Below are 16071 nucleotides of genomic sequence, written 5' to 3'. Positions count from 1 at the left end.
TTAAGGAAAACCAACTACGGTCTTTTCTCTATGCGGGTCAGTATGCAACGCCATTTTCTTCCTTTTGTCACAATACCGGTCCTGGCCACATTAGCTCTGGCAGGTCTATTTTATCTTCCCTACAACTCTGTACGCAACAAAACCATAGATAATTTCCACGGGCAACAAACTTTATTACTCAATAAGGCTGTTGAGGGTATCCAGAAATATTTTGCCACCTATCATACAGCCCTGGAATATCTGGCTGACCAGGAAACCATTGTGCAGATGGACGAAAGTGGGAAACTGCTACTGGAGGATTTTTACGCCATACATCAGTCACAGATTTTCCAAGTCAGCAGAACGGATAGCCGCGGGAGGGTAATGTTTGCAGTGCCTGGGTACTATCGTGCAGGCGAAGGTGTTATCACCCAGGAACAGCTTGATGCTGTATTACCGCAAAAAATACTCCATATCAGTGAGGAGTTTTCCCTGGATGATGGAACGTCTGTGGTTCTGTTTACTCATCCTGTCTACCGGGATGAATCCTTTGAAGGCAACGTTTCTTTCCTTGTTCCCTGTGAGGTGATCGGGCGTATGCAGGTCGGAAATCTGGGAATTGAACAATCAGCCCTGCCTATCTTATTCAGCAAAAATGGGAAAACCCTGTATGCCCGAAAGTCAGACCTCACAGGAAAGATGATAACAGAGTATTCCTCGCGTGAACTGCAGACAATACGCGCTGATATGCAGCATCATGGACAGGGCTTTTTTCAGTTGGAAGATGGTTTTTTTGATCAGGAAAATACCGGGAAGCGTAAAAGGCAGTTTGGGATGTATATTCCCGTTGACCTGCCTGGGGGAGCATATTGGTCCCTTTTGATGGTCTCGCCTGAAAATGAAGTTTTGAGCACCATGGTCTCATTTCGTAAACAGTGGCTCATGGTCACGGGCATAACCTTGCTCGCTGTCGGTTTCATGGGGTTGGGATTGTCCTGGATTGTTCTCAAGAGGCAACAGGAGAAGAAGCAGCGGGAAATGCAGGGACAGCTCGTGCAACTTCTTGAGCACGCACCCATGGGGGTGTTACTGGTCAATGAAAAGAATATAATCTCCTATGCCAATAGATCGGCCCTTGGCCTGACTGAGTCGGCTTCACTCAAAGCCATAACAGGTGAATCTCTGCTTCGTTTTTTTCATGAAGAAGATTTAAAGAAGATTTCCGGGGAGATTAACGGCTTGCTCCCTGACCGGGAAGAAAAACTGATTTCTATCAAATTGATGACCTGCAAACAACAGGAACGGGATGTGATGATTAATGTCACCCCGTTTATGCTGGGGGCACAGAAAAATTGTATTGTTACGATTCAGGATATAACAGAAGAACGAAAAGTTGTTGAAGTCCAACGTCGCCTGGCCACTGCCGTTGAACAGGTTAAAGAGTTGGTTATGATTACCGATACCAACGGAACTATAGAGTACGTTAATGCAACGTTCTGCGATATAACAGGCTATTCTGTTGAGGAAAGTATCGGGAAGTCCAGTCAGATTCTCTGGGATGACGCCAATGACCCTAAGCTCTATGCGCAGCTTAAGCGGGAACTCATCCAGGGGACTGTCTGGCAGGGTCGAATAATGAACCGTAGAAAAGATGGGTCGGTGTTTGTTTCAGCCTCTTCAGTATCTCCTGTGCGTAATATGGCCGGGGTTATCACCCATTACGTGACCGTGGAACGCGATATTACCCACGAGGTCGAGTTTGAATCCAGGATGCAGCACTCCCAGAAAATGGAAGCCGTGGGAACTCTGGCCGGCGGCATAGCCCATGATTTTAATAATATCCTCGGTGCGATTATTGGTTTTACAGATATTGCAATGCTCCAGAACAAGGACAATCCGGAATTGCATGATAACCTGAAACAAATCCGACAGGCTGGAAAGAGGGCAGCAGACCTTGTACAGCAGATATTAACATTCAGTAGAGAAACAAAAACGGAAAAACAGGCTGTTCTGGTTGCTCCTGTGATCGAGGAAAGTCTTTCTCTCCTGAGAGCTTCACTTCCCACAACCATTGAAATACGCCAGCAGATTATTGATCCTGACAGTATGGTGTTTGCCGACCCTGTCCAGGTGCAGCAGATTGTGGTGAACCTGTTTACCAACGCATTCCATTCCATGCGTGAAAAGGGGGGAGTCTTAACCCTGAAGCTGGAAAAAAGACCAACAGAAGAATGCGAGAAAATATTAAGCATATCCAACGGCGAATGCGTGGCTCTTACTATCCAGGATACTGGTACAGGTATGAAGGATGAGACCCTGCAGCGGATTTTTACGCCTTTTTTTACTACTAAACAACCCGGCGAAGGTACTGGGATGGGGCTTAGTGTGGTCCAGGGGATTGTGGATGAACTCAACGGGCATATTCTGGTGGACTCCGTGCTGGGTGAAGGCACAACCTTTATCATCTATCTGCCTGCAATTCAGGGAATCCAGGAAGGGAAGATTCTTAGTTCAGAGGAGCCGTTGCCAACCGGAAACGAGCATATTCTGGTGGTTGATGACGAGAAAGAAATACGGAAAACAGCGGGAATGATGCTGCAGCATCTTGGGTATACAGTGAGTACCTCGGGTGATCCCCGCGAAGTATTGGGAATGTTTGATGATGGAGAAGAAAATATCGACCTGGTGATTACTGATCATACCATGCCCAAAATGACAGGCGTGGAATTGACAAGACAACTTCACACAACCCATCCGAAAGTGCCGGTTATCCTGTGTACCGGCTATTCAGACAAGCTGAATCATGAAGTTGCTAGGGAGGCAGGTGCACACTGTCTGATGATGAAACCCATTGATCTCCATGAGATGGCGGTCGCAGTACGTTCAGCCCTTGATCATGCGTAACTGCTCACAGTACACCTGATCTTTCCGCGATCAGCCTGGCTTACGTATGATCCAATACGCTGCGCCAGCCTGATTGCGAAAACCTCATACTTCCTTTACCAGTTACAGATATGAAAGAATTTCAAGTTGTCCGTCTGCCCCATGAGGCGTTACGCACCTGTAAGGTTTGATCGGACTACTTGATATATCCCCACGATTTAAGTCGGTTGTGTGCATGTTGCGCCTGTTTCCCCTTGTTCACGTTTTGCAGATATTTTTTATAGTTTTCCGCAGCAGCCTGTTTTTTTCCCATCTGCTCCAGTGAATATCCTTTGTAAAAGGTTATTTCTGGATTTCCCGGGAGTACCTTGTCATAGTCTTGCAGATGATGATATGCTTTATCGTATTGCTTGATCATCATCGCACTCATACCGGTTACCAGATGTCCCTGCGCTTCCTGTGGGTAGACTCGGATTGCCTGCAGACCGTATTTTTCAGCTTCTTGAATTTTTTTCTGTAAAAAACAGCATTTGGCCATGGTAATCAGAGCACCGTAATCCCTTGGAGCCATTTTTAATGCCTGCGATAACGTTGCTTGCGCCTGGGGAAATTTTTTCTGATTCATCAGGTTAGCACCTTCCTGAACCTGTTGAATCATCTTTTTTTGAGCACGCAGGGCGGCAATACTATCTTTATACCTTTCTCTGTGAAGCGCAGCCTGCGCCATATGGCGGTATTTTGTCTGTTCAGCCTGCCTGGCTGTGGCAAACCGTTCTTCGCTCATGGGATGGGTGGCAAACATTAGCTCAATGGCATTGGGGTTATGCTTTTTATTGTCCAGTAATACCTGCATCAGGCCCACCATGCCGGAAGGGTTGTAACCGGATCGGGTCATATATTCCATGCCCAATGCATCAGCTTCCCGTTCGTTGTCTCTGGAGTAGCTGGCCAGGAGTGCTCCCGCACCCAGTCCACCGACCCCTTGAACCAGGCTTGCAGCATCTGAATATCCTGCTGCATTGGTGGCAATGGCGGCACCAGCCACGAGGATATTGCTCAGCATGCCGGTACTGGCGTGTTCAGCACTGTGGCGGGCACAGACATGTCCTATCTCATGCCCAAATAGAGCCGCAAGTTCGGCCTCATTGTCCAGTTCCACGAGAATACCCCTTGTTGCGGCGATGGAGCCTCCTGGAAAGGCATAGGCATTTATATAGGACGCGTTGACTCCTCGAAAACTGAAAGGCATATGTGGACGATGTGAGTGTGCTGCCAGGTTCTGGCCAACCCTGTTCAGGTATGTATTGATGCCGCTGTCTTGTATTGGACCAAGGTCTGTGGAGAACTGAAAGGGAGATTGCTGTCTGTCCAGTTGTATTTCCTGTTGTTCTGAAAGAAGAACAAAAGAGCTCTGTCCGGTGACTGGATCCCTGGCGCATCCGCTCAGCAGCGGTAGCGCAAGGGCTGAACAGGTGCCAGCAGCCATGAAGGTAAGCAGTTGTCGGCGAGAAAATTCCAGCTCGGTTGTGTTCATAATGCTACTCTCTGTTTCCAGGGTGGATGAGATGCCGGAGGACTGCTGAGATGAGATTGAAAACAGCCTCGTAAATGAGGGGATCTCCGCTTGCCCTTGGGCCTGCCACGTTGATTGTCGTTATGGTGTTTTCAAGTATCCAGGCCATAATCGCGTCTACAGCCCGGGCTTCTGAATAGTGGTTGAAATTAATATGAAGGCAGGGCCTGTTGTGGCGAATGGCAAGGGCTTCTGTCAGTGCTGATCCCCTGCTTAGTTTTCCATGGCTGCAAATCAGGGTACCGTCACTTTCAAGTATGTTTTTTTCTGTGCGGTCCCTGTAGTTGCCACTGGACATTTCCTGCAGTCTATATCGTCCGGGTAGAGGGCCTTTTTCTGTTTTCCGGCCCTTGGGAAGCCAACCCCCATGTTCGACCCCGCATTTTATCGCTGCGTCGAGAGCTGCCTGATCCGCTCCGGTCTGGCCACCTGAGATAATTTTCACCTGTGTACCCTAATCCTGTGCAGCATGGCTGTGTATCACGCGGTGCCACAGCCATGGTTGTTGTCTTAAGAAAATCCTGAAACAATGGGAACTGCTCGCAGTGAACCTGATCTTTCTGCGATCAGCCTGGCTTACGTATGAAATAATACAATAATACGATGCGCCAGCCTGATTGCGAAAATTTCAGGCACCCTGCGACCAGTTACACATACAGGTGAGTTTCAAGTTTATCCGTTTCTCCTATGGGGAGTTGCCAAAAATCCTCATTTGTGAACAGGCGCGAGTGAATGAGCTGTAAATGCTCTTTGATTCACCACGTGTACGTTTTATAATAAATGGAAAGTATAACGAAAAGGTATGCGAAAGGTCAATATAGATTCCTGAGCCTGGTGGAGGTATCCTGTCCGGAATGCAAGAGTTTTTTGCAACTCTATGGATATTGCCACATGGAAATATGGAGATCATCCACATGTCTTTTGCTTCTTGGCCGTTTATGGGGCACGCATGTAAACCATGCGGTAAAAAAGCCGGTATACAACATCTGTGACAAGATCCTTTTTGACAGAGGATTCGAGATCTTGGGGGGAAATATGCGACTATCAGAAATGTTTGTCCGGGAGAACGATTCAGCTGTACAATGTACACTCTGTAACCATCGGTGTCACATACAAGAGGGGAAACGGGGCATTTGCGGAGTGCGTGAGAACAGAAATGGTGAACTCTACAGTCTGGTATATGGAAAGCTGGTTGCACAGAATGTAGATCCTGTTGAGAAAAAACCGCTGTTTCACTTTTTGCCAGGAAGCACCACCTATTCCATTTCAACTGTTGGCTGTAATTTTCAATGCCTGCATTGTCAAAATTATCATATTTCACAGTTTCCGCACATGCACAATGGAGAAATCAGCGGGGTACATGCCACCCCTGGAGAGGTGGTGGGCAAGGCTCAGGTGCATGGCTGTAAAAGTATCAGTTATACATATGTGGAACCGACAATTTTCTATGAATTCAGCCGCGACTGCGGTGAACTTGCCCATCAGCACGGCTTGAAAAATATTTATGTCAGTAATGGGTATATGACTGTTGAAGCCCTGGAAAAAATGGTTCCGTGGATGGATGCCATAAATGTTGATATAAAAGCGTTTGACGATCAGGTTTATCGAAAAGTATGCAAGGCCCGCCTGCAACCTGTTCTTGATAATGTCCGTCTGCTGCACCAATATGGTGTATGGCTGGAGGTCACCACGCTTGTCATTCCTGGAATAAATGATTCCCAACAACAACTGGAAGGCATTGCAAATTTCATAGCAGACATTGACTGTGCCATTCCTTGGCATGTTACAGCCTTTTATCCGACCTATAAGATGACCGACAGGCAGAGAACTCCGTTGTCATCTCTGGAAAAGGCGTTTGCCATCGGAAAAAGTGCCGGGCTGCAATATGTATATCAAGGAAATATTCCTGGAGAGAAAGAAGATACAGAGTGTCCTTCCTGTGGGGCAAAAGTTCTCTCGAGAAGTGGATTTGTCTTGAATTTCAGTGGGTTGGAGAATGGTTCGTGTGTGAAATGCGGGTTCCGTATTCCAGGAATTTTCTGATAATTGATTGCAATCATAGCATTTTTTTTAGCTGCAGACTTGACTTTTTTGTGTTCATATTTTTTACTTAATTGAAATGATAGATAAAGTAATTTTTACGCATTATCAGATTTTTCAAGACGGTAAAAAAGGAGCATTGTGTTGGCAAGCACGCCTGGAGATAAAAAACTGTCTCGTCGAAAATTTCTTACTCAAACCGGTAGCCTGGCTTTCGGTTTTGCTTTTGGAACCCCATTGTTGGCTGAGGCAGCATTGCTGAAGCCGCGTACCCTCTCTTTTTATCATATTCATACCGACCAACGACTCGATATTGAATACGCGTATGGCCGTGTATACGATGCCGATGCCCTGAATCAAATAGACTATTTTCTTCGTGATTTTCGGACAGGAGATGTGCATACAATTGATTCCAGCTTGCTTGATCTGCTTTGGAGTGTGCAGCATAGGCTCAGCCGTAGAGGATGGTTTGAGGTTATTTCCGGTTATCGATCGCCGACAACCAATAAACTATTGCGTAGCAGGACTACAGGAGTGGCGAAAAAAAGCCTGCATATGAGGGGGAAAGCCATTGATGTACGCCTTCCCGGTGTTGCCACGACATCTTTGCGGAGGTGTGCCATCAGCTTTAAGAGAGGTGGTGTCGGATATTATCCCAAATCGGATTTTGTGCATCTTGATACCGGCAGGTTTCGCACCTGGTAATACTCCTGTATAATTCACAGATGGGCTGGCAGGAGAACAGATTTCTACAGATATGTTTTTTCATTGAAGCCCTTTGTTTGAAAAAAGATCATTAGCAATCTGCAAGAATTTTTTTCAGGTATATCATCCTCTTTCTGCACCCTTTGCCGGCAGGTTTCTGTGCAGAACAATATAACCCCATAACGCAGATAAGATGGAAGCGATAAAGATGGCTATTTTCGCATCCCCTATGAGGGCATCATCTGTAAATGCCAGTTCACTGATAAAAATCGACATGGTGAAACCGATTCCACTGAGAATGGATACTCCCCAGATTTGACTCCAGGTTGTTCCTTTGGCAAGTTCTGCCAGTTTGCTTTTTACCACCAGGTAGCTGAAGCTCAATATTCCAATCTGTTTTCCCAGAACAAGCCCAAAAATAACGCCCAGACTCAACGAGTTTGGAAAACCCTGGAAAGTCTCCATATTGATCACAACTCCAGCGGAGAAAAGGGCAAAGAGTGGCAGTATGAGAAATGCTTGAATACTGTGGAGATTTTCCTCCAAAAAAATACCAGCTGGAATCATATCTTCTGCAGCAAGATATATCTGGTTGATCGCCCGTAACTGCTGCTTGTTGTCAATCATACTGGCCGTGGTAAGGTTGGTTGTTTCAAGGTGGGCAATGCGATCTTTGATAACCTGATAAAATGTTTCAGGGGAGATGCTTGCTTTTACCGGATAAAGCAGGGCAACCAGAACCCCGGCGATTGTGGCATGGACGCCGGAGGTTAAGATGCAGAGCCATATTCCGAGAAACAGCAGCAGGTGGATACCTGGTCGGCGTACTCCACGTCGTATGACAATTCCAAGGATGGTGAGCAGAAATACCACAATAACAAGAGGCAATATGGCTATCTGTTCGGTATAAAAAATTGCAATGACCAGTACAGCCATCAGGTCATCGACAATGGCCAGGGCGGTAAGAAAAACTTTCAGGCCCGTGGGAACCCGGCTACCGAAGAGGGCGAGTACACCCAGGGCAAAGGCTATATCTGTGGCCATGGGGATACCCCAGCCAGCGGCTTCCTGTCCATTGGGGTTGAGGAAAAAATATAAAGCCGCAGGAAATATGGCTCCTCCCAAAGCCGCCATCACAGGGAGAATGGCTTTGCGCCAGGATGAAAGCTCACCAATGAGAATTTCTCGTTTGATTTCCAGGCCTACAACAAAAAAGAACACTGTCATCAGACCGTCTTTGACCCAGTGGGCCAGGGTCAGGTGGTACAGGTTTCCCCCTATGTAGGTTCCTATATCCAGGTGACTCAGGCTCTCATATATTTCAGCCCATGGCGAATTTGCCCAGAATACTGCGCTGATAGTAGCCAGTAAAAGCGCCAGGGAACCAGCACTTTGAGAGTGAAGAAAGCGTTCAAAAAGAGGTACAGACGGGTTGATTTTTTGTGGCATCTTCCCTCCATGGCAATTGGATGTTGAACCGGTACAAAGCAATCGAACTCAATCACCCGTAATATATAGCGTTGTTAGAGCGTGCGGACAAGTTTCTGTTTGATTTTTTTAGCAGGAAGAGCTGCCAAGATAAAGACCGGAGCAGCGAATAGTATGTTCGTTGCTCCGGTATCGTGTGATTTGTTGCATCCGCAGGACGTCTCGATCAGACAGGTATATCTGAGACCGCAAAGGTGTGTGAAGCATCTGTAAATAAGAAACGCATGGCCAGGTCATGCTTCAGGCATGCGTGGAGTTCTCTTATTGTCTATAAATGATGGTACCCACGTGTTCACCGTTAAGTGCCTTGGTAATGTTTCCTTCCACCATGCCATTGATTATCTGCACTTTTTCAATTACTTCGCTATTCTGCATGATTTCAAGACAGGGACGTTCTATGACCATGTCGTCCTGATTTTGATCTAACAGATCTTTTGCTCCTATTTCTGGAATAAACTCAGCTTTGGGATTTTTTTTCGGATCATCTGTATAAAGGCCCTTTTCATCCTTAATAAATAAGATGGTCTTGGAGCCGATCAGGTCTGCAAGAATGACAAGGCCCACATCTGTACGGTGAATGGGAATGCGGCCAACTTTTGGCTTAATGGCAAAATAGTCGTATGGTGGCATGCCGTGCATTACCGGAATGATATTTTCGGCAAAATATGTGGGAAGTTTGACTATGTCGGAGTGGGACATTTGTATTCCGCCCCAGGGCGAAAGCAAAGTCGCAATCATCAGGGCATTCTGTTCGGAAACCATACTGCCGAACTTGGCTATAACCCCTGTTGGCATGCCCATCTCAAGGCCAATGGTGTAAATGTGACGACTCCTGGTCCCGCCACCGGTGGTGATGACCATTTTATGGTCGCTTCGATTGCGGACTATTTCCTTGAGTATTCCTGGCAGTGCTTGTGAACCTCGATCACAGATGGACTGGCCTCCGATTTTCATGAGTTTGACATCCGGGTAGAGCCGTTCCTGCGGAGCGATATCCAGAGAGCCTATAAATTCGTTGCTTACCAGACTTTCACCCATCAGTGTGCTTTCAACATGCAGCCGTTTACTCGCTTTTTCGCGAACCAGTGCCATGTGATCTCCTTTCTTGTATTTGGCGGTGGAAGATTTTTAGTGATTATGGAGCGCCATAATCACTATAGTGTTCTTCTTCAGGTTCCCAGGTTGTGGAAAGGTAACTGAAGAAGTTCCGAGCCAACGTTCCTGTAAGCCAGGAACGTTGAATTGCAAGCTTTTGTAAAACCGTAGGTTGGCTACTCCATCTTTTCTTCTTTTTTATCCCGTTCCAGTTCAATTAAGTCAGCTCCTGCGGCCCTGGCAAGATGTTCAAGTTCTTTTTTACGGAAATGATTGCCAAAGATTTTTATATCTGCATCACAGACAGCAATGATTCTGAATCGTGGGCTTTTTGCTCCTTTTTTGGACTTGATACGCTCACGGTAAAAGATTTTTCCTGCCATGGGGGCTCCTCCTCTGAATATGGGATAGTAAAGATAACCTAAGGTATATTGTATGGCTAGAAATGTTGAAACGCAAGGTCATCAGGGGAGAAATTAACCAAATGGAAGGAGAGGGGTAAAATTACCCGGAAGGCTGCAGGTTCGTGGTATTTTTACCCATATCAACTGCATGGTGACATCCTTGTTGACAGACGGTTTTACAGAGGGTTAAGTCACAAGCCTGTCATATTCTGCACAAGTGAATGTTTATACGTGGAGTGTGAATCGGCACATTGTTTGGATATGTTTACGCCCGTTGAGGATGGTCTCTGAGGGAGGCGCAAATTCGCCTGGTTGTGTCCACTGCATAGAGGGTTGTCACAGAAATAATTGGCTCTGAGCCGCCATGGATTCAGGAAGGTGTTACAATGAGGTTGTTGGTCAGTATAGATGATACGGATAATGCCGAAAGCGCAGGTTCCGGTCAGCTTATGGAACAGATGGTCCGCAGGTTTGCTGAGGAAAAATTGATACTGGAGTATTCTCCAATCTCCAGGCACCAGCTCTTTGTACATGAGCAGATACCATATACATCCCATAACAGTGGTATGTGTTGTGCGGTAACTGTTGATGCAAGGGATAAACAAAAGCTGTCTGAGCGGCTGATGGCTTTCTTACAGGCAGAATCTGCAAGTGGATCAGACCCGGGCCTCTGCATTGTTGAGGATAATGGCAACCTGCAAAAGGAGCCGTTGATAAGGTACGGTCTGCAGGCTAAACGGGAGGTGCTCAGTAAAAGTCTTGCCTACTCCCTTGCCGAAGAACTGGGGCTGCATCTTTCAGAGCATGGTGGCAGTGGAGATGGCGTAATTGGTGCTCTTGCAGCCATTGGCTTGAAGTTGCAAGGAAATGACGGCCGCTGTCGTGGCTGGAAGACTGCCGGCTCAAAAGGAACCGTGGCTTCAGCAGCAGATATTTGTGCCCGACTCTCTATCCCGACCCTTGTGGATGCCGGAGGAAATAGAGTCACCGGTTCGGAAATGGTCCTGTTGGCCGAAGAGAAACTAAAAACCGTGTTGTTTGATCATCAAGAGGTTCTACCTGTCAAACCACTGAACAATGGCGTTGCCGTTTCATGGACCACGTTGACCAAGCAGGAGGTGAAACAGTTTTAATTGGAATACCGAGGCCATGGAGGTCCTCTGTGTAAGTGGACTTCGGAATCTACTTCTCAATGACCTTCATGTTGCTGTACCATCCATTTTTCTTCATAAGTGCTCATACCCTCCTGGCGAGTGTCTGTTTATAAACGGTCTTTTGGGAGTCTTTGCCTCCCTGCCCTTGATTGAAAATCCTCACGTATGGACAGGCACCGGCATAAAAATCAGGCATCCTGTGAACAGTTCCACTGTATTTTTAGCGATATCCGGTTCAAATAGAATTTTCTATTTCATCTGGGACAGGTTGATTTTTAAAGAGTAGAGTTTGCATTCCTGAGATTTTTACCTGCTTTTTTGTGTATTTACCATTGACAGGTTGCGTCATTTGAAGATATAAGACTTTATTGATCTTATATATCTTATTCGGGAATGTATGCGTTTAACTAGAGCTGCCGAATACGCCATCAGATGCATGGTGTATCTATCAAAAAGAGGGAAAGGTATTTTAACCAGTCGCCAAGAAATTGCCGAACAAGCGGAGATACCTGCACATTTTCTTGCTAAAATAGCCCAGGAGTTGGCGAAGTCAGGTTTTATCGAGATTCGTCAAGGAGCCAAGGGTGGTTTTATCCTTTTAAAACCCCCCAGCGACATCACGCTGTTGGAGATAGTGGAAACAATTATCGGAGAAATCTATCTCAATGATTGTGTCGCCCGTCCATCCAGCTGTACTGTGAGTTACAGTTGTGCGGTCCACCGGGTCTGGCTTTCTGCAAGAGATCAATTGCGCAGTACTCTTCGAGAGGTAACTTTTGCAGACCTGGTTCGAGACGAGTCCTGTATGACAAGGGAGTGTCGTCCTGCTAATTTACAGACAGAGGTTGCATCTGTCTCTGCCCAGCCAACAATAGATCTCCACTAAACACATATGGAACAGATGATTGCGAACAATAATCCTTTTGTACGGGTCTATCGATTTTATCGGGATGGGTTCAGAAACATGACCCTGGGTAAAACATTGTGGAAAATAATTTTTATTAAGTTATTTATATTCTTTGGGGTGTTGAAACTGTTTTTCTTTCCTGATTTTCTGGCAACACAATTTTCAACAGATGAACAACGGGCGGACCATGTTCTGGGGGAATTAACCAGACCTGTCCAATCAACCACTTTAAGCAAATAAGGAGTGCAGTTATGATTGAGAACTTTGACCTGACCATGGTCAACTGGGCCAGGGCGCAGTTTGCTCTGACCGCTGCCTATCATTGGCTCTTTGTGCCATTGACACTGGGCATTACCTGGATCATTGCCTTTTATCATACTATTTACGTTAAAACAGGCAGTGAGGAATGGAAGCGGTTGACAAAGTTCTGGATGAAACTCTTTGGTGTCAACTTTGCCATAGGTGTGGCAACAGGCATCATTATGGAATTTGAGTTTGGAACCAACTGGTCCAATTATTCCTGGATGGTCGGCGACATTTTCGGAGCGCCCCTGGCCATCGAGGGCATTGTGGCTTTTTTCCTGGAAGCCACCTTTTTTGCCGTGATGTTTTTTGGGTGGAACAGGGTGTCCAAAGGATTTCACCTCTTTGCCACCTGGATGGTCGCAGTAGGTTCAAATCTGTCCGCAGTCTGGATTCTGGTAGCCAATGCCTGGATGCAGTACCCTGTAGGACAGGAATTTAACCCTGATACAGCCCGTTTTGAGATGCAGAGTTTCAGCGATGTGGCCCTGTCTCCGTATGCGATTGCTAAGTTTGTTCATACCACGTCTTCTTCCATGATGGTGGCAGCCTTGTTTATCCTGTCCATCAGTTCCTGGTATCTGTTGAGAAATCGCCACGTAATTATGGCAAAACGCTCCATAATCGTGGCATCTGCATTGGGACTGGTCGCCTCTGTTTTTGTCATGTTCAATGGTGATGAATCAGCCTACCAGATAGCAAAAGCGCAGCCAATGAAACTGGCAGCGTTTGAAGGCCTGTGGGAAGGTGAAACCAATGCCGGTTTGGTTGCAGCCGGGTTGGTCAATATGGACAAACGGGTGGATAATGATGAGCCTGCCTTTGATTTCGAGCTGAAAATACCTGGCTTGCTGACCTTAATGGCTAACCGTTCCTGGGGTACATTTGTACCGGGGATGAAAGACCTGGTTTATGGCAACGAAGAACAGGGGATTATGGGGGCTCAGCAGAAGATGGAAGAGGGAAAACTTGCCCTTGCCCATTTGCAGTCTTACCAGCAGGCGAAAAAAGAAGGAGATGCCCTGACCGCTGAAGCTCACCTGAATTCTTTCAACAAATACAAAGAGTATCTGGGATACGGGTATCTGCAGACCCCGGAAGAGGCCGTGCCACCGGTTGCCCTGTCTTTTTACGCCTTTCACGTCATGGTGGCTCTGGGAACTTTGTTTATCCTGATATTTGTTGCCTATTTCTTCTTCAGCATAAAAGGAACCCTTGAGAATAAAAAATTGCTCCTTGCCGGTGGAACACTCCTCTATATTTTAAGTATGGTCGCTTCCCAGGCTGGCTGGATTGTTGCCGAGGTAGGTCGTCAGCCATGGGCTATTCAGGGGCTGTTGCCTGTGACAGTAGCACGGACGAACCTGACAGCTGGAACCGTCCAGACGACCTTCTGGATGTTCCTGGGCATTTTTACCGTGTTGTTGTTGGCTGAAATCAGCATCATGGCAAAACAGATCAGCATTGGTCCTGAGGAGAACTAAAATGATTGAAAATCTTGATTACATAACCCTGCAGCATCTCTGGTGGTTGCTTTGTTCCGTGGTTGGCGCACTCTTCCTTTTTATGAATTTTGTTCAGGGAGGACAGACGCTGCTCTGGCAGGTTGCTAAAACTGATAATGAAAAGGACCTGGTTATCAATTCCCTGGGCAGGAAGTGGGAATTGACCTTTACCACCCTGGTGCTGTTTGGCGGAGCTCTGTTTGCCTCTTTCCCAAAATTTTATTCAACTTCTTTTGGCGGGGCATACTGGGTGTGGATCGCGATTCTGTTCACGTTCATCATCCAGGCCGTCAGCTATGAGTACCGTAAAAAACCCATGAATATCCTGAGCTCGTGGAGCTATGAACTGTTTCTTTTTATTAACGGTTCAATCGGTATACTCTTGATTGGTGCTGCGGTTGGTACATTTTTTACAGGGAGCAATTTTGAACTCAGCAGTTTTAATTTCGTGACCTGGACCACTTCACTGCGTGGTTTTGATGCCGCCCTTGAGCCCTCACTGTCAAGTGTATTTAATATCTGTCTGGGGCTTTTTCTGGTTTTCAACGCCAGAACTTTGGGCGCGATGTATTTGGTCAATAACATTGACCTGATTGCTGTCCCGGAAATGGAAAAACGTCTTCGCTACGCCTGCTGGAATAATTTTATTATCTCCCTGCCATTCTGTCTCTGGGTGCTGGTTCACCTGCTGCTGATGACGGGATACGGTATCGTTGATGAGCAGGGAACCATTGCACTTGTACCTTTTAAATACCTGTCCAACCTGTTGGCCAATCCATGGCTGATCGGATTGCTGGCTGCAGGTCTGGTCCTGTTGGTTTTGGGTGTATTCCGTACAGCCAAATCCCAATCCACTGCAGGCATCTGGTTTGGTGGGCTTGGTACTGTTCTGGTTGGGCTGACAGTTCTTCTTCTTCCTGCATATAACAATACAGCCTTTTATCCTTCTAAAGTTGATCTGCAGTCCAGTCTAACCATTTATAATGCCTCTTCAAGTCATTATACTTTAACGGTTATGACATACGTGGCCATTGCCATACCTTTTGTGCTTGCCTATATTGCTTATGTGTGGTGGGCCATGGACAGGGGCAAAATGAAGATAGAAGATACAACCGACAAGGCTGCATATTAAGCAGGTACTTGAGCAAATACATTTGGTAAAGGAGATACGATTATGATGATAATCTTACTTGGTGGCTGGGTGGCAGTGCTCGTGCTTTCCTATTTTATTGCTGTACGCTACCTGAAAAAGCTGGACCTGTTGTAATTCTGGTGGATTGAGCCTTGTTGACAGCCGCCTCTTCCCACATGAAGAGGCGGCTTTTTATTGCGTGCATTTGCAGAAACAACGTGAACAAAGTATACAGGTTAGTGGCAGCGTAACATTGCTATTTGCATGATGAGGGGCTCTGCATACCGGATGGATGATTTGCCCCACTCGTTGTAGCCGATATTGACCCACTCTCCCTGGTCCTCCCACTTGGAGAAACCGGATTTCCAGCCAACCCATTCTTCTTTGCAATTGTATTCCCTTTTCGGGCCGAGATAAAGAAATTCAAGATCATCATCGTCCTTTGATTGCCTGGTTTGTCCTACCAGAAGGACGTCCGCTCCTTTTGAACGGGCCTCATTTTTTATCAGGTTCGCCATTGTATCTCCCGTTGTTTCCGGAGGGATCGTCACCAGTACTTCAGCAAAAACCCTGCATTGATCAGGAGCCTGGGTATATTGAAAGACCGTCTGGATGTTTTCAGTAGGAGGATAGTGAATACCTGCATAGTTGTTTTTCGTGCTGAAACTACAGGCTGAAAAAAATATTGGTGTCATGAGCAGGGTAACAAGGATACTGATACGAAACATAAAATTACTCCTCAATCTATTTTTCTACAGCACAGGGCGGTAAAACGGGCTATTTTCTTCTACTTTTTTAAAGGCAGCGGGTTACCTGACCCTTAGCATGCATTTTAGGGTAACGTTATCATAACTTGATCGGAAAATTAGTCAACTACAACGCAATGGGAAATTCTCGTTATCA

At 46.4% G+C, this 16071-nt stretch carries 14 protein-coding genes; 8 read left to right on the top strand and 6 right to left on the bottom strand.

What is annotated here, in order from left to right; translation table 11 throughout:
• Positions 1–42: 42 nt before the first annotated feature.
• The gene (locus G493_RS31810; protein WP_051309019.1) at positions 43–2883 is read left to right on the top strand and encodes a PAS domain-containing hybrid sensor histidine kinase/response regulator; all 2841 of its coding nucleotides are present in this window, start codon (positions 43–45) and stop codon (positions 2881–2883) included.
• A gap of 175 nt (positions 2884–3058) precedes the next feature.
• On the opposite strand, the gene G493_RS0105005 is transcribed toward G493_RS31810, so the two are convergent.
• Together G493_RS0105005 and G493_RS27845 are read right to left on the bottom strand one after the other, a co-directional pair.
• Complete coding sequence (locus G493_RS0105005; RefSeq protein WP_028579499.1) at positions 3059–4396, bottom strand: M48 family metalloprotease; 1338 nt, start codon at positions 4394–4396, stop codon at positions 3059–3061.
• Between the two features lie 4 nt (positions 4397–4400).
• Positions 4401–4880: a putative molybdenum carrier protein gene (locus G493_RS27845; RefSeq protein WP_035273654.1), complete on the bottom strand. Its 480-nt coding sequence runs from the start codon at positions 4878–4880 to the stop codon at positions 4401–4403.
• 590 nt (positions 4881–5470) lie between these two features.
• On the opposite strand from G493_RS27845, the gene amrS reads away from it, so the two are divergent.
• Together amrS and G493_RS0104990 are read left to right on the top strand one after the other, a co-directional pair.
• Entirely contained in the window at positions 5471–6478 is a 1008-nt protein-coding gene (amrS, locus tag G493_RS0104995) for an AmmeMemoRadiSam system radical SAM enzyme (RefSeq protein ID WP_028579498.1), read from the top strand.
• A gap of 138 nt (positions 6479–6616) precedes the next feature.
• On the top strand, positions 6617–7180 hold the full coding sequence (locus G493_RS0104990; protein WP_028579497.1) for a DUF882 domain-containing protein: 564 nt from the start codon (positions 6617–6619) through the stop codon (positions 7178–7180).
• 123 nt (positions 7181–7303) lie between these two features.
• Here G493_RS0104990 and nhaA read toward each other — a convergent pair whose 3' ends face one another.
• From nhaA to G493_RS0104975, 3 genes are all read right to left on the bottom strand, one after another.
• Complete coding sequence (gene nhaA, locus G493_RS0104985; protein ID WP_051309018.1) at positions 7304–8629, bottom strand: Na+/H+ antiporter NhaA; 1326 nt, start codon at positions 8627–8629, stop codon at positions 7304–7306.
• Between the two features lie 300 nt (positions 8630–8929).
• Entirely contained in the window at positions 8930–9760 is an 831-nt protein-coding gene (locus tag G493_RS0104980) for an amino acid kinase family protein (RefSeq protein ID WP_028579495.1), read from the bottom strand.
• 179 nt (positions 9761–9939) lie between these two features.
• Entirely contained in the window at positions 9940–10146 is a 207-nt protein-coding gene (locus G493_RS0104975; RefSeq protein ID WP_028579494.1) for a hypothetical protein, read from the bottom strand.
• A gap of 407 nt (positions 10147–10553) precedes the next feature.
• On the opposite strand from G493_RS0104975, the gene G493_RS0104970 reads away from it, so the two are divergent.
• From G493_RS0104970 to G493_RS0104945, 5 genes are all read left to right on the top strand, one after another.
• The gene (locus tag G493_RS0104970) at positions 10554–11300 is read left to right on the top strand and encodes a hypothetical protein (protein ID WP_028579493.1); all 747 of its coding nucleotides are present in this window, start codon (positions 10554–10556) and stop codon (positions 11298–11300) included.
• Between the two features lie 418 nt (positions 11301–11718).
• A complete protein-coding gene (locus tag G493_RS27840) occupies positions 11719–12207 on the top strand; it encodes an RrF2 family transcriptional regulator (protein WP_051309017.1) in 489 nt (162 codons plus the stop codon).
• A 6-nt stretch (positions 12208–12213) separates the two neighbouring features.
• On the top strand, positions 12214–12468 hold the full coding sequence (locus tag G493_RS0104955; protein WP_051309016.1) for a DUF4492 domain-containing protein: 255 nt from the start codon (positions 12214–12216) through the stop codon (positions 12466–12468).
• Between the two features lie 11 nt (positions 12469–12479).
• Positions 12480–14015, top strand: a complete 1536-nt coding sequence (locus G493_RS0104950; RefSeq protein WP_028579490.1) for a cytochrome ubiquinol oxidase subunit I — start codon at positions 12480–12482, stop codon at positions 14013–14015.
• Position 14016: 1 nt separating this feature from the next.
• The gene (locus G493_RS0104945) at positions 14017–15168 is read left to right on the top strand and encodes a cytochrome d ubiquinol oxidase subunit II (protein ID WP_028579489.1); all 1152 of its coding nucleotides are present in this window, start codon (positions 14017–14019) and stop codon (positions 15166–15168) included.
• Positions 15169–15404: 236 nt separating this feature from the next.
• Here G493_RS0104945 and G493_RS0104935 read toward each other — a convergent pair whose 3' ends face one another.
• The gene (locus tag G493_RS0104935) at positions 15405–15896 is read right to left on the bottom strand and encodes a hypothetical protein (RefSeq protein ID WP_028579488.1); all 492 of its coding nucleotides are present in this window, start codon (positions 15894–15896) and stop codon (positions 15405–15407) included.
• Positions 15897–16071 lie beyond the last annotated feature (175 nt).

It is taken from the genome of Desulfogranum japonicum DSM 18378, from assembly GCF_000429945.1.
GTDB lineage: Bacteria > Desulfobacterota > Desulfobulbia > Desulfobulbales > Desulfobulbaceae > Desulfogranum > Desulfogranum japonicum.
The sequence above is the reverse complement of the archived record's forward strand: the minus strand, read 5'-3'. Positions and strand labels throughout refer to the sequence as shown.